General features: G+C 65.3%; 24 protein-coding genes and 1 tRNA gene. 20 read left to right on the forward strand and 5 right to left on the reverse strand.

Annotated elements, in window-relative coordinates:
- Nucleotides 1-165 precede the first annotated feature (165 nt).
- From AC27GT_RS07615 to AC27GT_RS07635, 5 genes are read right to left on the reverse strand one after another with little or no spacing between them, the layout of a single operon-like run.
- Nucleotides 166-1,392, reverse strand: coding sequence for an adenylosuccinate synthase (locus tag AC27GT_RS07615; protein ID WP_015718124.1), 1,227 nt, complete (start codon nt 1,390-1,392; stop codon nt 166-168).
- Between the two features lie 11 nt (nt 1,393-1,403).
- A complete protein-coding gene (locus tag AC27GT_RS07620; RefSeq protein WP_015718123.1) occupies nt 1,404-2,072 on the reverse strand; it encodes a queuosine precursor transporter in 669 nt (222 codons plus the stop codon).
- Nucleotides 2,069-2,605, reverse strand: a complete 537-nt coding sequence (hpt, locus tag AC27GT_RS07625; RefSeq protein WP_015718122.1) for a hypoxanthine phosphoribosyltransferase — start codon at nt 2,603-2,605, stop codon at nt 2,069-2,071. Before hpt ends, AC27GT_RS07620 begins: the two co-directional genes overlap by 4 nt.
- 5 nt (nt 2,606-2,610) lie before the next feature.
- Nucleotides 2,611-3,321, reverse strand: coding sequence for a pseudouridine synthase (locus tag AC27GT_RS07630; RefSeq protein ID WP_487223879.1), 711 nt, complete (start codon nt 3,319-3,321; stop codon nt 2,611-2,613).
- 1 nt (nt 3,322) lies between these two features.
- Nucleotides 3,323-4,108 carry an enoyl-CoA hydratase/isomerase family protein gene (locus AC27GT_RS07635; RefSeq protein WP_487223880.1) on the reverse strand — a complete coding sequence of 262 codons (786 nt, stop codon included), beginning with the start codon at nt 4,106-4,108 and terminating at the stop codon, nt 3,323-3,325.
- Nucleotides 4,109-4,153: 45 nt separating this feature from the next.
- On the opposite strand from AC27GT_RS07635, the gene truB reads away from it, so the two are divergent.
- The 20 genes from truB (at nt 4,154) to rpsC (ending at nt 19,410) form a co-directional block, all read left to right on the forward strand.
- Nucleotides 4,154-5,092: a tRNA pseudouridine(55) synthase TruB gene (gene truB, locus AC27GT_RS07640; RefSeq protein WP_038028385.1), complete on the forward strand. Its 939-nt coding sequence runs from the start codon at nt 4,154-4,156 to the stop codon at nt 5,090-5,092.
- A 1-nt stretch (nt 5,093) separates the two neighbouring features.
- Nucleotides 5,094-6,203, forward strand: a complete 1,110-nt coding sequence (gene ald, locus AC27GT_RS07645) for an alanine dehydrogenase (RefSeq protein WP_487223881.1) — start codon at nt 5,094-5,096, stop codon at nt 6,201-6,203.
- A gap of 1 nt (nt 6,204) precedes the next feature.
- Complete coding sequence (locus AC27GT_RS07650) at nt 6,205-6,546, forward strand: Asp23/Gls24 family envelope stress response protein (protein WP_038070455.1); 342 nt, start codon at nt 6,205-6,207, stop codon at nt 6,544-6,546.
- A complete protein-coding gene (locus AC27GT_RS07655; RefSeq protein WP_487223882.1) occupies nt 6,539-8,104 on the forward strand; it encodes a DAK2 domain-containing protein in 1,566 nt (521 codons plus the stop codon). Before AC27GT_RS07650 ends, AC27GT_RS07655 begins: the two co-directional genes overlap by 8 nt.
- A gap of 71 nt (nt 8,105-8,175) precedes the next feature.
- A complete protein-coding gene (locus tag AC27GT_RS07660; RefSeq protein WP_487223883.1) occupies nt 8,176-8,973 on the forward strand; it encodes a hypothetical protein in 798 nt (265 codons plus the stop codon).
- 197 nt (nt 8,974-9,170) lie between these two features.
- Complete coding sequence (locus AC27GT_RS07665) at nt 9,171-9,599, forward strand: 3D domain-containing protein (protein ID WP_487223884.1); 429 nt, start codon at nt 9,171-9,173, stop codon at nt 9,597-9,599.
- Between the two features lie 28 nt (nt 9,600-9,627).
- A complete protein-coding gene (locus AC27GT_RS07670; RefSeq protein WP_487223885.1) occupies nt 9,628-10,749 on the forward strand; it encodes an ABC transporter permease in 1,122 nt (373 codons plus the stop codon).
- A 40-nt stretch (nt 10,750-10,789) separates the two neighbouring features.
- Nucleotides 10,790-10,864 (forward strand) — tRNA-Thr (locus AC27GT_RS07675).
- A 214-nt stretch (nt 10,865-11,078) separates the two neighbouring features.
- Complete coding sequence (rpsL, locus tag AC27GT_RS07680) at nt 11,079-11,492, forward strand: 30S ribosomal protein S12 (protein WP_019551715.1); 414 nt, start codon at nt 11,079-11,081, stop codon at nt 11,490-11,492.
- Nucleotides 11,493-11,499: 7 nt separating this feature from the next.
- Nucleotides 11,500-11,970 (forward strand): 30S ribosomal protein S7, encoded by a 471-nt coding sequence (rpsG, locus tag AC27GT_RS07685; RefSeq protein ID WP_015718111.1) that lies wholly within the window; start codon nt 11,500-11,502, stop codon nt 11,968-11,970.
- 3 nt (nt 11,971-11,973) lie between these two features.
- Nucleotides 11,974-14,049: an elongation factor G gene (gene fusA / locus AC27GT_RS07690; protein ID WP_487223886.1), complete on the forward strand. Its 2,076-nt coding sequence runs from the start codon at nt 11,974-11,976 to the stop codon at nt 14,047-14,049.
- A 55-nt stretch (nt 14,050-14,104) separates the two neighbouring features.
- On the forward strand, nt 14,105-15,325 hold the full coding sequence (gene tuf / locus AC27GT_RS07695; protein ID WP_015716104.1) for an elongation factor Tu: 1,221 nt from the start codon (nt 14,105-14,107) through the stop codon (nt 15,323-15,325).
- A gap of 8 nt (nt 15,326-15,333) precedes the next feature.
- Nucleotides 15,334-15,651, forward strand: a complete 318-nt coding sequence (rpsJ, locus tag AC27GT_RS07700; RefSeq protein WP_015718109.1) for a 30S ribosomal protein S10 — start codon at nt 15,334-15,336, stop codon at nt 15,649-15,651.
- Entirely contained in the window at nt 15,648-16,268 is a 621-nt protein-coding gene (gene rplC / locus AC27GT_RS07705) for a 50S ribosomal protein L3 (protein WP_019550493.1), read from the forward strand. The genes rpsJ and rplC overlap by 4 nt, the downstream gene beginning before the upstream one ends.
- A gap of 8 nt (nt 16,269-16,276) precedes the next feature.
- The gene (gene rplD / locus AC27GT_RS07710) at nt 16,277-16,897 is read left to right on the forward strand and encodes a 50S ribosomal protein L4 (protein WP_487223887.1); all 621 of its coding nucleotides are present in this window, start codon (nt 16,277-16,279) and stop codon (nt 16,895-16,897) included.
- Nucleotides 16,894-17,184, forward strand: coding sequence for a 50S ribosomal protein L23 (locus AC27GT_RS07715; protein ID WP_015718106.1), 291 nt, complete (start codon nt 16,894-16,896; stop codon nt 17,182-17,184). Before rplD ends, AC27GT_RS07715 begins: the two co-directional genes overlap by 4 nt.
- Nucleotides 17,185-17,236: 52 nt before the next feature.
- A complete protein-coding gene (gene rplB / locus AC27GT_RS07720) occupies nt 17,237-18,067 on the forward strand; it encodes a 50S ribosomal protein L2 (RefSeq protein ID WP_015718105.1) in 831 nt (276 codons plus the stop codon).
- 8 nt (nt 18,068-18,075) lie between these two features.
- Complete coding sequence (rpsS, locus tag AC27GT_RS07725; protein WP_011173711.1) at nt 18,076-18,357, forward strand: 30S ribosomal protein S19; 282 nt, start codon at nt 18,076-18,078, stop codon at nt 18,355-18,357.
- 2 nt (nt 18,358-18,359) lie between these two features.
- A complete protein-coding gene (rplV, locus tag AC27GT_RS07730; protein WP_015718104.1) occupies nt 18,360-18,701 on the forward strand; it encodes a 50S ribosomal protein L22 in 342 nt (113 codons plus the stop codon).
- Nucleotides 18,691-19,410, forward strand: a complete 720-nt coding sequence (gene rpsC / locus AC27GT_RS07735) for a 30S ribosomal protein S3 (protein WP_038070446.1) — start codon at nt 18,691-18,693, stop codon at nt 19,408-19,410. Before rplV ends, rpsC begins: the two co-directional genes overlap by 11 nt.
- The last annotated feature ends 2 nt before the right edge of the window (nt 19,411-19,412 follow it).

Here is a 19,412-nt window from a genome sequence, read left to right on the forward strand (position 1 = left end):
CGGGAGGGGGTGCGCCTGGCCCAGGAGGTCCTGGCCTCCGGGGAGGCCTACGGGCTTTTGGAGCGGTACGTGGCCTTCCTAAGGGGGTAGGGTCCTGGAGGCAGGCTTGCGGAAGGGATCTGCCGGCCCCCTACCCTGGCTTTCGCCAGGGGGGGTGGGGTGGCCTTAGACCCAGCTCACCGCCCCGAAGGTGTCCTCCCGTCTCGGGCTTGTGGAAAAGAGGACCACCGGTACCCCGGTGTACTCCTCGATGAGCTCCAGGTAGCGCCTTAAGGATGGGGGAAGGTCCTCCCGGCTTCGCACCCCGGAAAGGTCCCCCCAGCCCTCGAGGTCCAGGTAGCGCACGGCCTCGGGGCTTGCCTCCCCGGGCCGGGCCCCATCCAGGTATTCCACCGCCACCTTGATCCTGTCCAACCCGGAGAGCACGTCCAGCTTGGTGATGGCCAGGCCGTCAAAGCCGTTCACCTCACAGGCGTACTTGAGGGCCACCAGGTCCAGCCAGCCCACCCGCCTGGGCCTGCCCGTGGTGGTGCCGTACTCCCCGCCCCTTTCCCTTAAGTAATGGGCCAAGTTCCCTTGGAGCTCCGTGGGGAAAGGACCCTCCCCCACCCGAGTGGCGTAGGCCTTGGCCACCCCGTACACCTTGGTGATGGCCTTGTGGTTTAGCCCTGTGCCCACCAGGATGCCTCCCACCGTGGGGTGGGAGCTGGTCACATAGGGGTAGGTGCCGTAGTTGAGGTCCAAAAGGGTGGCCTGGGCCCCCTCAAAGAGAAGCCGCTTGCCCCGCTTTAGGGCCTCCCGCAAGAGGCTTCCGGTGTCCGCCACAAAGGGGGCCAGGATCTCCCGCATCCGATAGAGGTCGGCCAGGGCCTTTTCCTCCGTGTCCCAGCCCGCTTCCCGGGTGGAGTTGGGTTTTTCCAAAAGGAGGCGGCGCACCCGTTCCCTCAACACCTCTTCCTTTAGGAGGTCCCCAGCCCGGATCCCCACCCTCCTGGCCCGGTCGGAGTAGGCGGGGCCGATGCCCCGACCGGTGGTACCCACGAAGTTATGGCGGCTTTCCACGTGCTTGTGGTGGGGAAGGACCAGGTGGGCCCGTTCCGAAACCAGCACCTGAGGGTTAAACCCCTCCTTCCTCAGGGCTTCAAGCTCCTCCTGGAAGCGGAAGGGATCTATGACCATCCCGTCCCCCAGGATGTTCACCGCATGGGGATGGATGACCCCCGAGGGTAGAAGGTTCAGCTTGAAAACCCGCCCCTCCGCCACCACCGTGTGGCCAGCGTTGGCCCCGCCTTGGTAGCGGATCACGTAATCGGCTTCCTGAGCGAGGGCATCCACCACCTTACCCTTGCCCTCGTCCCCCCACTGGGCTCCTATGATGGCGACTCCCGGCATCCCCTTAAAGCTTACGCCAAGCGGAAGGGATTGAAGTCCGTGTCCCGGTCGTAGACGTCAAGCCCTTCCACCCGCTTAAGGAAGCCCACCACCCCGTAGGTGATGGGGAGCATGAGGGCCTCCACCCCCACCTTGAACACGTAGTTGGAGAGGAAGACCGCCCAAAGCACCTCCGGAGGGAAAACCCCGTAGAAGGCCACCAGGAGGAAGATGCCCGTGTCCAGCCCCTGGCCCACCAGGGTGGAGGTGAGGGCCCTAAGCCAAAAGAAGCGCCCTTCCGTCTTCACCTTAAGCTTGGCCAGGACATAGGCGTTGGCGAACTCCCCCACGAAGTAGGCCAGGAGGCTTCCCAGGACGATCCTGGGGGTAAGGCCCAGAAGGAGGCCGAAGGCCTGAGCGAAGCGCTGGCTTTCCTCATCCTTGGGGGCGGGGAGGGCGGCTACCCCCTGGAAGGTGAGGGTGGCCAGGAGAAGGGCAAAAAAGCCGAGCCAGATCACCCGGCGGCTACGCCTATAGCCGTAGACCTCGGTGAGCACGTCCCCGAAGATGTAGGCCAAGGGGAAAAGCAGGGTACCGCCGTCAAAGGTAAGGGGCCCCAACACCACCAGCTTGGTGGAGGCCACGTTGGAAACCAAAAGCACGGCGGCGAAGAGAACGGCGATCAGGTCCAGGTACTTCATTCTTCCTCCGGGCGGATGGAAGTGATGAAGGGCAGGTTGCGGTCAAACTGGGCCCGGTCCAGGCCGTAGCCGTAGACGTAGGCGTCCTCGATCTCGAACCCCAGGTAGTGGATGGGCACCTCCACCTGGCGCCGGCTGGGCTTGGAGAGGAGGGCGGCCACCCGCACCGAGGCGGGTTTGCGGGCCTCGAGGTAATCCAGGAGGTAGGAGAGGGTGAGCCCGGTGTCCACGATGTCCTCCACCACGATGACATCCCGGCCGTGGATGGGCAGGCGGAGGTCCTTCAAAAGCTCCACCTCGCCGCTACTGCGGTAGGCGTTCCCGTAGGAGCTGATGGAGATGAAGTCCAGGGTCAGGGGCAAGGGGATAGCCCTGACCAAGTCGGCCATGAAGATGAAGGCCCCGTTCAACACGCAGATGAGGTGGGGGGTTTTTCCCTGGTAGTCCTGGGCGATCTGGGCTCCCAGCTCTTTTACCCGCTTCTCTATGGCCTCGGCCGGGATTTGCACGGGTCCGTTCCCCGCAGTGAACATGGCCCTTATTCTACCGGGGTTTCCCGTAAAAGGGCTTCCACCTCCCTTGGCGAAAGTTGCCGCCACTTCCCCGGGGGTAGGTGGCCCAGGTGGATGGGTCCCACCTGGAGCCTGATGAGCCTTTTCACCGGGTAGCCCACGGCCTTCAGCATCCTTCGCACTTCCCGCTTCCGGCCTTCCGCCAGGGTGAGGAGGGCACCCCCGGGAGCCGGCCGGCAGGCCAGGGCTCGGGCAGGGCCATCCTCGAGGTCCACTCCCTCTAAAAGCCGCTGACAAATGGCCAGGGGTAGGGTGCCCCTTTCGGTATAGACCCGGTAGACCTTCCTGACCCCGTAGCGGGGGTGGGTGAGGCGGAGGGTCAGGTGGCCGTCGTTGGTGAGGAGGAGGAGCCCCTCCGAGTCCCGGTCCAGGCGGCCTATGGGATGGAGACCCGGGATATCGGGCAGAAGGTCAAAGACCGTCTTTTGGGCGTGGGGGTCATGGCGGGTGGTGGTGTAGCCCCTGGGCTTGTGGAGGGCCAGGACGATCCTTTCCCGGGGGGGTTCCACGGGTTTCCCGTCCACCTCCACCGCGTCCCCCGGGTTCACCTTTTGCCCCAAGACGGCCACCCTTCCGTTCACCCGCACCCGGCCTTGGCGGATAAGCTCCTCCGCCTTCCTGCGGCTTCCCACGCCGGCGCGGGCCAGGAAGGCCTGTAGGCGCAGGGGTTTTTCCATGCTAGAACTGGGGTTTGCGCTTTTCCTTAAGCGCCCGTAGCCCTTCTTCCAGTGCTTCTCCTTGGAACCCCAAAAACTCCAGGGCCAAGGACACCTCAAAGTGGGGCACGAAGCTGCGGAACCAGTTGTTCAGGGCGTGCTTGGTGAGGCTCAGGGCCTCCTTGGGGCCTTCGGCCAGGCGCGTGGCCACCTCGAGGGCCTTTTCGTACACCTTCTCATCCTCCACGGCCAGGGCCACCAGGCCCACCCGCTCCGCTTCTTCCCCGGTGAGGGGTTCATTGAGGAGGAGGTGGTACTTGGCCTTGGCCATGCCCACCAGGAGGGGCCACAGGAGGACCGCATGGTCCCCGGCCGCTACCCCAAGCCTAAGGTGACCGTCCAGAAGCCTGGCCTTCTTGCCCACCACCACCACGTCGCTGGCCAGGGCCAAGGCCAGCCCCGCTCCCACCGCCACCCCCTCCACCGCGGCCACCACCGGCCTGGGGAAGTCCATGGGCCCGAGCACCAGCTCCCTCGCCTCCCAAAAGACCCGCATCAAGGCTTGGTGGGAGGAGCGCATCTCCTCGATGAGGGCGAAGGAACCCCCGGCGGAGAAGACCCCACCCTCGCCCCTCAAAAGAACGGCCTTGACCTCCTCGATTTCCCCTAAGTCCCGCCAGATGCGGGCCAAGTCCCGGTGGGCTTCGGGGCCCAAGGCGTTGAGTTTTCCCCCCCGCAGGGTGATCTCCAGCACCCCGGGCCGGGGCCAGGTGAAGGAAAGGCTGGGGTAACGGCCTTCTAGGTCCATGCCTCCATTCTTTCCCCTGGCGGGTGGTGATACAATCCCCTAGGCATGGCCCTCTATGCGGTGGACAAGCCCCTCCACCTCACCTCCCATGATGCGGTGGAGGAGGCGAGGCGCCTTCTTGGTACCCGCCGGGTGGGGCATACCGGAACCCTGGATCCCCTGGCCACGGGCCTTCTCCTTCTGGTTTCCGACGAGAGCACCAAGCTGGTTCCCTTCCTCTCGGGGGAGGACAAGGAGTACATCGCCTGGGTTTCCTTCGGGGCCACCACCCCCACCCTGGATGCGGAAGGGCCGGTGAGCGAGGAAGCGCCGGTGCGCTTTGACCGCAAGGACTTGGAAAGCGTTCTCCCTTCCTTTTTGAGGCTCAAGGAGCAGGTGCCTCCCCTCTACTCCGCCATCAAGGTGGGAGGAAAAAGAGCCTACGAGGCCGCTCGGGAGGGGAAGCCCTTGGAGCTTGGCCCGAGGCCGGTAAAGTACCTGGAGGTGGAACTCCTGGCCTTGGACCCCGAGCCCATACCCCATCCCATCGCTCCTTCGGCCAAGGGCTGGCGGCTTGCGGAAAAGGGCGGGCGCAAGGTGGAGCTTCCCAAGCCCTTGGGTCCCTACCCCACGGCGGTGATTCGCCTGGTGGTGGGCCCCGGCACCTATGTGCGGGCCTTTGCCCGGGACTTGGGGGAGAAGCTCAAGACCAAGGCTTTCCTTTCCGGGCTGGTGCGCACCCGCATCGGCAAGGTGGGGCTGGAGCGGGCGGTGAGGCTTTCCGAACTCTCCCCGGAAAAGGCCATCCCCGAGACCGATGTCCTGCCCTTTCCGGTGGTGGAGCTATCCCACACCGAGGCCCGGCGGGTGCTGGAGGGGGTGCCCTTGCCCATCCCCGCCTTGGGCTATGTGGCCCTGGTGGACTCCCGAAGAAGGCTTCTGGCCATCGCTGAGGGGGATGGCTTCAAGCTCAAGATACGGCGTGTCTTTGTAAAGGAGGCGTAGTATGGTGATCGGCGTACCCAAGGAGATCAAGACCCTGGAAAACCGCGTGGCCATGACCCCGGGTGGGGTGGAAAGCCTGGTCAAGCGGGGGCATACCGTCTTGGTGGAGCGGGGGGCGGGTGTGGGCTCCGGCCTATCCGATGCCGAGTACGAGCGGGCGGGGGCCGAGCTGGTGAGCCGGGAAGAGGCCTGGGGGGCTGAGATGGTGGTGAAGGTGAAGGAGCCCCTCCCTGAGGAGTATCCCTTTTTGCGCCCCGGGCTTATCCTCTTTACCTATCTGCACCTGGCCGCTGACCGCGTTCTCACCGAGGCCATGCTGCGAAGCGGGGTCACGGGGATAGCCTACGAAACCGTGCAGCTTCCCGATGGCTCCCTGCCCCTCCTGGTGCCCATGAGCGAGGTGGCGGGGCGCATGGCCCCCCAGGTGGGGGCCCAGTTCCTGGAGAAGCCCCACGGGGGGCGGGGGGTGCTTCTTGGGGGGGTTCCCGGGGTGGCCCCGGCCAGCGTGGTCATCCTGGGGGGTGGCACCGTGGGCACCAACGCCGCCAAGATCGCCTTGGGCATGGGAGCCCAGGTGACCATCCTGGATGTGAACCATAAGCGCCTTCAGTACCTGGACGACATCTTCGGGGGCCGGGTGGTTACCCTTACCGCCACCGAGGCCAACATCAAGAAGAGCATCCAGCATGCCGACCTCCTCATCGGGGCGGTTTTGGTGCCGGGGGCCAAGGCCCCCAAGCTGGTCACCCGGGATATGCTTCCCCTCATGAAGGAGGGCTCGGTGATCGTGGATGTGGCCGTGGACCAGGGAGGGTGTGTGGAGACCATCCGCCCCACCACCCACGCCGAGCCCACCTACGTGGTGGAGGGAGTGGTGCACTACGGGGTGGCCAACATGCCGGGAGCGGTGCCCAGGACCAGCACCTTCGCCCTCACCAACCAGACCCTCCCCTACGTGCTGAAGCTGGCGGAGAAGGGCCTTCAAGCCCTCCTGGAGGATGGCGCTCTTCTTAGGGGCTTGAACACCCACCAAGGGCTTCTCACCCATCCCGGGGTGGCGGAGGCCTTCGGCCTGCCCTATACTCCCCCGGAGGAGGCCCTAAGGAGGTAGGATGCAAGGACGGGTGACGGTAACCGAGGGGGCTTTGGCCTCCTTGCTGGCCTTGGCGGCCCACGAGGTGCCGGGGGTGGTGGGGATGGCTCCGGCAGGGCTTAAGGATCAGGTGGTGCGCATTCTGGGGCGGCAGGAGGCCAGCGAGGGCGTGGTGGTGCGCCAGGACCCGGCCAGCCCCGGCAAGTACGCCGTGGACTTCTACGTGGTGGTGGCGGTGGGCACCCGCATCCCCACGGTGGTGGAGTCCCTGGCGGAGAGGGTGGCCTTTGCTGCCAAGAAGCTCGCCGGGGTGGAGCTTTCCCAGGTGCGGGTGCACGTGGTGGGGGTGGGGCGTGGCTAGCCTGAGCCCCGGGGAGGTGGCCGAGGCCTTCCGCTACGCCACGGACTGGTTTTCCGTGTTCGTAGAGGAGATCAACGCCCTCAACGTCTACCCCGTCCCCGATGGGGATACGGGCACCAACATGCACCTCACCCTCCAGTCCGCCCGGCGGGAGCTGGATCTGGCCGACACCTCCAGGATGCCCGAGGTGGCCCGGGCCATCGCCTACGGGAGCCTTTTGGGAGCCCGGGGGAACAGCGGGGTGATCCTTTCCCAGATCCTGAAGGGGTTCAGCGAGGCCCTCCGCAAAAAGGAGGTGCTGGATGCTTCCACCCTGGCCGAGGCCCTGCGCCTGGGGGCGGAAACCGGATACAAGGCGGTGATGAAGCCGGTGGAGGGCACCATCCTCACCGTGGCCCGGGCGGCTGGGGAAGGAGCCCAAGGGGAGACCCTCGAGGAAACCCTGGAAAATGCCCTTGGCGCAGCCCAAAGGGCCCTGGAGAAGACCCCGGACCTCCTTCCCGTGCTGAAGCAGGCGGGGGTGGTGGACGCTGGGGGTGCGGGGTACGTGCGCTTTTTGGAAGGCATCCGGGGATATCTCCTTAGGCTTCCCCTGCCCGAGCCCCCCAAGGTGGAGCGCTACGCCCAGACCGCCTTCGCCACCGAGGAGTTCGGCTACTGCACGGAGTTCCTCATGGAGGGGGTGGAGGTGCCCATTGAGCGGATCCGGGAGGCGGTGGCGCCCTTCGGGGACTCCTTGCTGGTGGTGGGGGCCGAGGGGTATGTGAAGGGGCACATCCACACCGACGACCCCGATGGCCTCCTGGCCACCGTGGCCCGCTTTGGCCGCATGGTGCGCACCAAGGTGGAGGACATGACCGAGCAGCACACGGAGATCCTGGCCATGGTGGGGGCAGGGGAGGAGGCCCCTCCTCCCACGGGCCTGGTGGCGGTGGCCCTGGGGCATGGCCCGAGTCGGGTCTTCCGCAGCCTGGGGGCCCGGGTGGTGGCGGGAGGGCAGACGCAAAACCCCAGCGTGGAGGACCTGCTGGCCGCCATAAGGAGCGTGGCCAGCCCCAAGGTAATCCTCCTGCCCAACAACCCGAACGTCTTCCTGGCGGCGGAGAAGGCGGCGGAGCTGGCCAAAGCCCAGGGCAAAGAGGTGTACGTGCTCAAAACCCGCACCCTGGGCCAGGGCCTGGCGGCGGCGGTGCGCTACCTGCCCGAGGCGGAGGTGGAGGAGCTTCTTCCCGAGATGGAGGAGGCCCTGAAGGGGGCGGTGACCCTCGAGGTCACCTGGGCCAGCCGGGACGCCGAGGTGGATGGGGTCAAGGTCCTGAAGGATAAACCCATCGGGCTTCTGGATGGAAGGCTGGTCCTCATGGGGGAAACCCCCGAGGAGGTGCTGGAGGGCCTTATCCGCCTGGCCGGAGAAGACAAGGAGATCCTCACCCTTTTCCTGGGCCCCAACACCCCCAAGGAAAAGGCCGAGGAAGTGGCCAGGAAGTTCCCGGGGCTCGTGGTGGAGATCCTTCCCGGTGGTCCCGACCTCTACGCCTACCTGGGGGTCTTGGAGTAGCCTAAAGAAAGCCTAAGCTCCTTTCCCCTTTCCCGGGCTATGCTGAGGGAAAGGGGGGTTTTATGTGGTGGATGACCAGAGGAGTGGTTCTGGGCTTGGTGGTTCTCGCCCTAGGGGCTTGCAATCTCCAGGGTACCCCGCCCGTGAGCGGGGACCTGTCTGTGGGAGATTCGAAGATCGCTGACCTGCCCCCAGCCCAGGAGAGCGGTGGGGAGCTAAGGCCGGGGGTAAAGGTATACCGCATAGCCCTAGACCAGAACCAAGCGGTGAGGGTGAGTGCGGTTTCTGCGGACCTTCAAGGGAGGGCCCGGCTCCGCCTGGTGCTTCTGGACGACAGGGGAGTGGTGCAGGCGGTGAGCGTGGCCCGGAACTGGTTTGCCGCCAGGCAGGAGCTTGCTCCCCTTTCCCTGCGCCCCCAGATCACCACCGACCCCGGGTACCGCCTGAACTTCAAGGGGCAGGCGGGCCAGGTCTTTTACCTGCGGGTGGAGAACTACGCCCTAAGCCAGGATCGGGTAACCCTCTACGCCGATCCCTTTACCCCTAATCCGGCAGGGAACGAGGAAGCCTTCACCTCCGGAACCAGGCAGGGGGCCATAGAGTTCGTGGGGGAGTTTGACCGGTATAACGTTTCTGCCGCCACGGGGTACCTCCGCTTCACCTATTCCGGACCCCTGGACCTGGTGGCCCTCCTTTACTCTTCGCCCCAAGACTCAAGCCCCCTGGTCCTGGACCCGGTGATGAACTGTGCCCCCATCTCCCCCGCCACCCTTCTGGTGGTGCGGGATAGGGGCCTGGCCCGGGCGGGGTTTGACGAGGAAAATAGCGGCCGGTACCAGCTGGAGATTTCCCCCACCCCCTGCCCCTAGGCTTCTTTGACAGGGCTTAGCGTGGGGTAAAGAGGCTTAAGGAATCTCTAATGCAAGGCATCCGAAAGTTGTCCCTTTCCTGCGGGGTTCCTGAGTTGTTGTAATCGTTCCATCTCTGCTGGGGGGCGGCCTGGATGAGGCCCCCCCTTCATGGTTCTCAGAAACCTCCAGGTTTGACCCGCATACTCAGGGGCGCTATGCGGGGTTTGCTGATTGTGCTCCTTTCCGCCCTGGCCGTTGCCGGGGCCTGGGCCCAGATGGCGGGCCAGAAGACCATGGTCCTCGAGGCCACCGCCTACACTTCCAGCGTGCGGGAGACCGACTCCACCCCCTTCATCACCGCCACCGGCATACGTACCCGCCTGGGGGTCCTGGCGGTGAGCCCGGACCTCCTCAAGGTTCTGCCCTATGGCACCAAGGTGCGCCTTAAGGACCTGGGTTCCGTGTACGGCCGGGGCCGCGGGCAGTTTGACTACCTTTTCCGGGACCGCATCTTCGTGGTGGCCGACGTGATGCACCCCAGGATGCGGGAGAAGGTGGACGTCTGGCTTCCCGACCGGGCCACAGCCCTGCGCTTTGGCCGCAGGGTGGTGAGCCTCGAGGTGGTGGAGTACCCCAGGCGCTAAAGGCCAAGAGTTTCCTTATCCTTAGGGCGTGCGCTTCGCCTTCTTCCTGGCCCTGGCCCACCTTCGGCGTAGACCCCTGCAGACGGGGCTGGCCCTTTTGGGGGTGGGGGTGGGGGTGGCGGTCCTCCTCACCGCCCTCTCCCTCACCAATGGCTTTGTCAGCGGCCTGGTGCGGGCCACCTTGAAGGCCTACCCCCACCTGGTCCTCTTCAGCCTGAGCGAGGAGCTTCCCCCCTTTCCCACACGGGAACACCCGGAGGTGGAAGCCTACGCCCCCTTCGCCGCCACCAAGGCCCTTTTAACCCGCCCGGCGGAGGGCGCCAGGGGCCCGGGGGTGGACTTCGCCACCCTGGTGGGCCTGGGCCAGGGTGGGGAAGCCCTTTATCCGGAGCTGGGCTTAAGGCTGGAACCCGGGGGCATCTACCTGGGCTCGGCCTTGCAGCAATCCTTAGGGGCCTTTGTGGGGGATCGGCTTTACGCTCTGTCCGCTACCCAGGAGCGGGTGGAGCTTAAGGTCTTGGGCACCTTTCGCACGGGCAACTACCTCCTGGACTCCGCCTATGCCTTCGTGGATCTGAAAACGGTGGAGAGGCTTTCCGGCATACGGGCCCAGGGGTACCAGGTGCACCTTAAGGACCCCTGGCGGGCCAAGGAGATAGGGGTGGCCCTTGCCGGCACCCGCTTTTTCCCCCAGGCCTGGCAGGACACCCAGCGCACCCTTTTGGAGCAGCTTTCCCTGCAGAAGCGGGTCCTGGGCATCCTGATCTTCCTGATTGTGGCGGTGGCCGCCCTGGGGGTGGCCAACCTTCTGGTGCTCAAGGTGGTGGAGAAGACCCCGGAGATCGCCCTCCTTCGGGCCATGGGCGCCTCGAGGCTCACCGTGGGCTTGGTCTTTGCCCTCGAGGGGGTCTTTTTGGGCGCGGGAGGCGTTCTTTTAGGAAACCTCCTTGGCTATCTCCTTTCCCTTTACCTCTCCTTGCGCCCGCTGGACCTTCCCGGGGAGCTTTACTTCCTCACCCACCTGCCCGTGGAGATGCGCCTTTCCGACTTCCTTCTGGTGAGCGGCGCAAGCCTGGTCGCCACCTTCCTTTCCGCCCTTTTGCCCCTCTTCCGGGCCCTAAGGGTCCAGCCCGGGGTGGTGCTCAGGTAGTTGCCAAAAAGAGCCTCCTGCCCTAGACTCTTTAGGGCGGGCCGGTGTAGCTCAGCGGTAGAGCAACCGCCTCGTAAGCGGTAGGCCGCCGGTTCGAATCCGGCCACCGGCTCCAGGCCAAGCCCATCCCTTTAAGCCCCGCCGGCTGGCGGGGTTTTCCTTTGCCTCGCTTGCCAAAATGCCTCTTGCCCTGTACACTAGTCAAGTTGAGGGCCCTCAGGGCCAGCCCCCTGGTCCTGAGGGTGCTGCCCTGTGTGGGCGAACGTCGGGGGAAGGCGCTTCCCCCGGGTGGATCTTGAGAACACGGGGGCAAGTCCAAGAAGAAGGGAGTGGTGGCACTGCCGACGATCAACCAGCTGGTCAGAAAGGGCCGCGAGAAGGTCCAGAAGAAGAGCAAGGTTCCGGCCTTGAAGGGCTCGCCCTTCCGCCGGGGGGTGTGCACCGTGGTGCGCACCGTAACCCCCAAGAAGCCCAACTCCGCCTTGCGTAAGGTGGCCAAGGTGCGCCTTACCTCCGGGTACGAGGTGACCGCCTACATTCCCGGCGAGGGGCACAACCTGCAGGAGCACTCCGTGGTCCTCATCCGGGGTGGCCGTGTGAAGGACCTGCCGGGTGTGCGCTACCACATCGTGCGCGGGGTCTACGACACCCAGGGCGTGAAGGACCGCAAGAAGAGCCGCTCCAAGTACGGAACCAAGAAGCCCAAGGAGACCAAGGGCGCGGCTCCGGCCAAGAAGAAGTAGGTGAGCTATGGCACGGAGAAGAAGAGCAGAGGTACGCCAACTCCAGCCCGACCTGGTCTACGGGGATGTGGTGGTGTCGGCCTTCATCAACAAGATCATGCGGGATGGCAAGAAGAACCTGGCCGCCCGCATCTTCTACGATGCCTGCCGCATCATCCAGGAGAAGACCGGGCAGGAGCCTTTGAAGGTCTTTAAGCAGGCGGTGGAGAACGTGAAGCCCCGGATGGAGGTGCGTTCCCGCCGCGTGGGTGGGGCCAACTACCAGGTGCCCATGGAGGTCTCCCCCAGGAGGCAGCAGTCCTTGGCCCTGCGCTGGCTGGTCCAGGCGGCCAACGCCCGTTCCGAGCGGGGGGCTGCCGTGCGCATCGCCCATGAACTCATGGATGCGGCCGAGGGCAAGGGCGGAGCGGTCAAGAAGAAGGAGGACGTGGAGCGCATGGCCGAGGCCAACCGCGCCTACGCCCACTACCGGTGGTAAGCCATGGCGGTTAAGGTAGAGTACGACCTAAAGAGGCTCCGCAACATCGGCATCGCCGCCCATATCGATGCCGGTAAGACCACCACCACGGAGCGCATCCTTTACTACACCGGCAAGATCCACAAGATCGGTGAGGTGCACGAGGGTGCGGCCACCATGGACTTCATGGAGCAGGAGCGGGAGCGGGGCATCACCATCACCGCCGCCGTGACCACCTGCTTCTGGAAGGACCACCGCATCAACATCATCGATACCCCGGGCCACGTGGACTTCACCATCGAGGTGGAGCGCTCCATGCGGGTTCTGGACGGGGCCATCGTGGTCTTCGACTCCAGCCAGGGGGTGGAGCCCCAGTCCGAGACCGTCTGGCGCCAGGCGGAGAAGTACAAGGTTCCCCGCATCGCCTTCGCCAACAAGATGGACAAGACGGGGGCCGACCTCTGGCTGGTGATCCGCACCATGCAGGAGCGCCTGGGGGCCAGGCCGGTGGTGATGCAGCTTCCCATTGGCCGGGAGGATACCTTCTCGGGGATCATTGACGTGCTCCGGATGAAGGCCTACACCTACGGCAACGACCTGGGCACGGATATCCGCGAGGTTCCCATCCCCGAGGAGTACCTGCCCCAGGCCCGGGAGTACCACGAGAAGCTCATCGAGGTGGCCGCCGACTTCGATGAGAACGTGATGCTCAAGTACCTCGAGGGCGAGGAGCCCACCGAGGAGGAGCTGGTGGCGGCCATCCGCAAGGGCACCATCGCCATCCAGATTACCCCCGTGTTCCTGGGATCCGCTTTGAAGAACAAAGGGGTCCAGCTTCTCCTGGATGCGGTGGTGGATTACCTGCCCTCCCCCTTGGACATCCCCCCCATTCGCGGCACCACCCCCGAAGGGGAGGAGGTGGAGATCTACCCCGACCCCGACGGCCCCCTGGCGGCCTTGGCCTTCAAGATCATGGCCGATCCCTACGTGGGCCGCCTCACCTTCATCCGGGTTTACTCCGGCACCCTCACCTCGGGCTCCTATGTCTACAACACCACCAAAGGCCGCAAGGAGCGGGTGGCCCGGCTTCTCAGGATGCACGCCAACCACCGCGAGGAGGTGGAGGAGCTCAAAGCCGGCGACCTTGGGGCGGTGGTGGGCCTCAAGGAAACCATCACCGGGGACACCCTGGTGGGCGAGGATGCCCCGCGCATCGTCCTGGAGTCCATTGAGGTGCCCGAACCGGTCATCGACGTGGCCATCGAGCCCAAGACCAAAGCGGACCAGGACAAGCTTTCCCAGGCCCTGGCCCGCCTGGCGGAGGAGGACCCCACCTTCCGCGTCTCCACCCACCCCGAGACCGGCCAGACCATCATCTCCGGGATGGGCGAGCTCCACCTGGAGATCATCGTGGACCGCCTGAAGCGGGAGTTCAAGGTGGACGCCCACGTGGGCAAGCCCCAGGTGGCCTACCGCGAGACCATCACCCGACCCGTGGACGTGGAGGGTAAGTTCATCCGCCAGACCGGTGGCCGCGGTCAGTACGGCCACGTGAAGATCAAGGCCGAGCCTTTGCCCCGGGGTAGCGGCTTTGAGTTCGTCAACGCCATCGTGGGCGGGGTGATCCCCAAGGAGTACATCCCTGCGGTGCAGAAGGGGATTGAGGAGGCCATGCAGTCGGGCCCCCTGATCGGCTTTCCCGTGGTGGACGTGAAGGTGACCCTCTACGACGGCTCCTACCACGAGGTGGACTCCAGCGAGATGGCCTTCAAGATCGCCGGCTCCATGGCCATCAAGGAGGCGGTGCAGAAGGGGGACCCGGTGATCCTCGAGCCCATCATGCGGGTGGAGGTCACCACCCCCGAGGAGTACATGGGCGACGTGATCGGCGACCTGAACTCCCGCCGGGGCCAGATCCTGGGCATGGAGCCCAGGGGGAACGCCCAGGTGATCCGGGCCTACGTGCCCCTGGCGGAGATGTTCGGCTACGCCACCGACCTGCGCTCCAAGACGCAGGGCCGGGGCTCCTTCGTCATGTTCTTCGACCACTACCAGGAAGTCCCCAAGCAGGTGCAGGAGAAGCTCATCAAGGGTCAGTAGGAATGCCTGGGGGTGGGCCTTCGGGCCTGCCCCGCATACGGAAAGGAGAGCGAAGATGGCCAAGGGCGAGTTTATCCGTACGAAGCCTCACGTGAACGTGGGGACGATTGGGCACGTGGACCACGGGAAGACGACGCTGACGGCGGCTTTGACGTTTGTGGCGGCGGCGGAGAACCCGAACGTGGAGGTGAAGGACTACGGGGAGATTGACAAGGCGCCGGAGGAGCGTGCGCGGGGGATTACCATCAACACGGCGCATGTGGAATACGAGACGGCGAAGCGGCACTATTCGCACGTGGATTGCCCTGGGCACGCGGACTACATCAAGAACATGATCACGGGTGCGGCACAGATGGACGGGGCGATTCTGGTGGTGTCGGCGGCGGACGGACCGATGCCGCAGACGCGGGAGCACATTTTGCTGGCTCGCCAGGTGGGGGTGCCGTACATCGTGGTGTTCATGAACAAGGTGGACATGGTGGACGACCCGGAACTTCTGGACCTGGTGGAGATGGAGGTGCGGGACCTCCTGAACCAGTACGAATTTCCTGGGGACGAGGTTCCGGTGATCCGTGGGAGCGCGCTGCTGGCGCTGGAGCAGATGCACAAGAACCCCCAGACGAAGCGTGGGGAGAACGAGTGGGTGGATAAGATTTGGGAGTTGTTGGACGCGATTGACGAGTACATTCCCACGCCGGTGCGGGACGTGGACAAGCCGTTCTTGATGCCGGTGGAGGACGTGTTTACGATCACGGGTCGTGGGACGGTGGCCACGGGTCGTATTGAGCGTGGGAAGGTGAAGGTTGGGGACGAGGTGGAGATTGTGGGTTTGGCTCCTGAGACGCGGAAGACGGTGGTGACGGGTGTGGAGATGCACCGTAAGACGCTGCAGGAGGGGATTGCTGGGGACAACGTGGGTTTGTTGCTCCGGGGTGTAAGCCGGGAGGAAGTGGAGCGGGGCCAGGTGCTGGCGAAGCCCGGGAGCATTACGCCGCACACGAAGTTTGAGGCCTCGGTGTACATCTTGAAGAAGGAGGAGGGCGGGCGGCACACGGGGTTTTTTTCTGGGTACCGTCCGCAGTTTTACTTTCGGACGACGGATGTGACGGGGGTGGTGGAGTTGCCCTCTGGGGTGGAGATGGTGATGCCGGGGGACAACGTGACGTTTACGGTGGAGCTGATCAAGCCGGTGGCGCTGGAGGAGGGATTGCGGTTTGCCATTCGTGAGGGTGGGCGGACCGTGGGCGCCGGCGTGGTCACCAAGATCCTGGAGTGAGGTGAAGCATGCCCAAGATCCGCATCAAGCTACGGGGCTTTGACCACAAGACCCTGGACGCCTCGGCCCAGAAGATCGTGGAGGCCGCCCGGCGCTCCGGGGCCCAGGTCTCGGGTCCCGTGCCCCTGCCCACCCGGGTGCGGCGCTTCACCGTGATCCGGGGTCCTTTCAAGCACAAGGACTCCCGGGAGCACTTTGAGCTTCGCACCCACCACCGCCTGGTGGACATCCTGAACCCCAACCGCAAGACCATCGAGAGCCTCATGTCCTTAGACCTGCCCACCGGGGTGGAGATTGAGATCAAGACCGTGGGGGGTGGCAAATGAAGGGCATCCTGGGCATGAAGGTGGGCATGACCCGGATTTACCGGGAGGACCGGGCCATTCCCGTCACCGTGATCCTGGCTGGGCCCTGCCCTGTGGTCCAGCGGCGGACCCCGGAGAAGGACGGGTACACGGCCGTCCAGCTGGGGTTCCTGCCCCAGAATCCCAAGCGGGTCAACCGGCCCATGAAGGGGCATTTCGCCCGGGCCGGGGTGGGTCCGGTGCGCATCCTGAAGGAGATCCGCGACTTCAACCCTGAGGGCGACGTGGTGACCGTGGAAATCTTTAAGGCTGGCGAGCGGGTGGACGTGACCGGCACCTCCAAGGGCCGGGGCACGGCGGGGGTGATGAAGCGCTGGAACTTCGCTGGCGGCCCCGATTCCCACGGCGCCCACAAGATCCACCGCCACCCCGGGTCCATCGGGAACCGCAAGACTCCGGGCCGGGTCTACAAGGGCAAGAAGATGGCCGGCCGCTACGGGGCCGAGCGGGTCACGGTGATGAACCTCGAGGTGGTGGACGTCATCCCCGAGGAGAACCTCCTCTTGGTCAAGGGGGCCGTGCCGGGACCCAACGGGGGCCTGGTGCTGGTGCGCCAGACCAAGAAGGTGGCCAAGTAAAGGAGGGCATGGTGTACCAGATTCCTGTTCTCTCCTCTTCCGGCAAGCGGGAGCTTGCCGCCGATCTCCCCCAGGAGGTTAACCCCCATCTCCTATGGGAGGTGGTGCGCTGGCAGCTGGCGAAAAGGCGCCGGGGGACGGCCAGCACCAAGACCCGGGGCGAGGTGGCTTACTCCAGCCGCAAGATCTATCCCCAGAAGCACACCGGGCGGGCCCGCCACGGGGACATCGGCGCCCCCATCTTCGTGGGCGGGGGTACGGTCTTCGGACCCAAGCCCCGGGACTACAGCTACACCCTGCCCAAGAAGGTGCGGCAGGCGGGGTTGGCCATGGCCGTGGCCGATCGAGCCAAGGAGGGTAAGCTCCTTCTGGTGGAGGACTTCGCCGGGGTTAACGGCAAGACCAAGGAGTTTCTGGCCTGGGCTAAGGGTGCGGGGCTAGACGGCTCGGAAAGCGTGCTCCTGGTGACGGCCAGCGAGCTGGTGCGCCGGTCTGCCCGGAACCTCCCTTGGGTGGTGACCCTGGCGCCGGAGGGGTTAAACGTCTACGACATCCTGCGCACCGAGCGCCTGGTCATGGACCTGGCGGCTTGGGAGGCCTTCCAGGCCCGCATGGGGGGTGAGGCATGAAGACCGCCTTTGACGTGATCCTGGCCCCGGTGCTTTCCGAAAAGGCTTACGCCGGCTTCGCCGAGGGCAAGTACACCTTCTGGGTCCACCCCAAGGCCACCAAGACGGAGATCAAAAACGCCGTGGAGGCGGCCTTTAAGGTCAAGGTGGTGGGGGTGAACACCATGACGGTGCGGGGCAAGAAGAAGCGCCTGGGCCGCTACCTGGGCAAGCGCCCCGACCGCAAGAAGGCCATCGTGCAGGTGGCCGCCGGGCAGAAGATCGAGGCCCTGGAGGGCCTCATCTAAACCTAAGCCGGGAGGGGGGCCCGGCCCCGATCCGGCAAGGGAGGCATAGAGGATGGCTGTTAAGAAGTTCAAACCCTACACCCCAAGCCGCCGTTTCATGACGGTGGCGGACTTCTCCGAGATCACCAAGACCGAGCCGGAGAAGTCCTTGGTCAAGCCCCTGAAGAAGACGGGAGGGCGCAACAACCAGGGCCGCATCACCGTGCGCTTCCGGGGGGGCGGCCACAAGCGGCTTTACCGCATCATCGACTTCAAGCGCTGGGATAAGGCGGGCATCCCCGCCAAGGTGGCGGCCATAGAGTACGACCCCAACCGCTCCGCCCGTATCGCCCTTCTGCACTACGCCGACGGGGAGAAGCGCTACATCATCGCTCCCGAGGGCCTGCAGGTGGGCCAGCAGGTGGTGGCGGGGCCGGATGCTCCCATCCAGGTGGGCAACGCCCTTCCCCTCCGCTTCATCCCCGTGGGCACCGTGGTCCATGCGGTGGAGCTGGAGCCCAAGAAGGGGGCCAAGCTGGCCCGCTCTGCCGGCACCAGCACCCAGATCCAGGGCCGGGAAGGGGATTACGTGATCCTGCGCCTGCCCTCGGGGGAGCTTAGGAAGGTGCACGGGGAGTGCTACGCCACCATCGGGACCGTGGGCAACGCCGACCACAAGAACATCGTCCTGGGCAAGGCGGGGCGCACCCGCTGGTTGGGCCGCAAGCCCCATGTGCGCGGCGCCGCCATGAACCCGGTGGACCACCCCCACGGCGGTGGTGAGGGCCGGGCACCCAGGGGCCGTCCCCCGGCCTCCCCTTGGGGCTGGCAGACCAAGGGGCTTAAGACCAGGAAGCGGCGGAAGCCCTCGAGCCGCTTCATCATCGCCCGCCGCAAGAAGTGAGGTGAGCCATGCCGCGTAGCTTGAAGAAGGGCGTTTTCGTAGATGACCACCTCTTGGAGAAGGTGCTGGAGCTCAACGCCAAGGGGGAAAAGCGGCTCATCAAGACCTGGAGCCGCCGCTCCACCATCGTTCCCGAGATGGTGGGCCATACCATTGCGGTCTACAACGGCAAGCAGCATGTGCCCGTCTACATCACCGAGAACATGGTGGGGCACAAGCTGGGAGAGTTTGCCCCCACCCGCACCTACCGGGGGCACGGGAAAGAGGCTAAGGCCACCAAGAAGAAGTAGCCATGGAAGCGAAAGCCATTGCCCGTTACGTGCGCATCTCCCCCAGGAAGGTCCGGTTGGTGGTGGACCTGATCCGGGGGAAGAGCCTCGAGGAGGCCCGCGCCATCCTGCGCTACACCCCTAAGCGGGGGGCCTATTACGTGGCCAAGGTGCTGGAGTCCGCCGCCGCCAATGCGGTCAACAACCACGACATGCTGGAGGACCGGCTTTTCGTGAAGGCGGCCTTTGTGGACGAGGGGCCCGCTTTGAAAAGGGTGCTTCCCCGGGCCCGGGGCCGGGCGGACATCATCAAGAAGAGGACCAGCCACATCACCGTGATCTTGGGAGAGAAACATGGGAAATAAGATCCACCCCATTGGGTTCAGGCTCGGTATCACCCGGGACTGGGAGTCCCGCTGGTATGCGGGCAAGAAGCAGTACCGCCACCTCCTGGTGGAGGACCAGAAGATCCGCGAGGTCCTCACCAAGGAGCTCTACCCGGCTGGTTTGGCCCGCATCGACATCGAACGGGCCGCGGACAACGTGGCCGTGACCGTGCACGTGGCCAAGCCGGGTGTGGTCATCGGCCGGGGCGGGGAGAAGATCAAGGTCCTGAGGGACACCCTTTCCCAGCTCACCGGCAAGAACGTGGCCCTGAACGTCCAGGAGATCCACAACCCCAACCTCTCCGCTCCTTTGGTGGCCCAGCGGGTGGCGGAGCAGATCGAGCGCCGCTTTGCCGTGCGGCGGGCCATCAAGCAGGCAGTGCAGCGGGTCATGGAGGCGGGGGCCAAGGGAGCCAAGGTGATCGTCTCCGGCCGCATCGGCGGCGCCGAGCAGGCCCGCACGGAGTGGGCCGCCGAGGGCCGGGTGCCCCTTCACACCCTTCGTGCTAACATAGACTACGGCTTCGCTTTGGCCCGCACCACCTACGGGGTGCTGGGGGTCAAGGCCTACGTGTTCCTGGGCGAGGTGATCGGCGGACAGAAGCCCAAGGCCCGCCCCGAGGGGCCGAGGGCGGAGGAAAAGCCCCGCCGCCGCCGCCCAGCGGTGCGCGTGAAGAAGGAGGAATAGGC

The sequence above is a fragment of the Thermus sp. KWY1 genome (assembly GCF_057547025.1).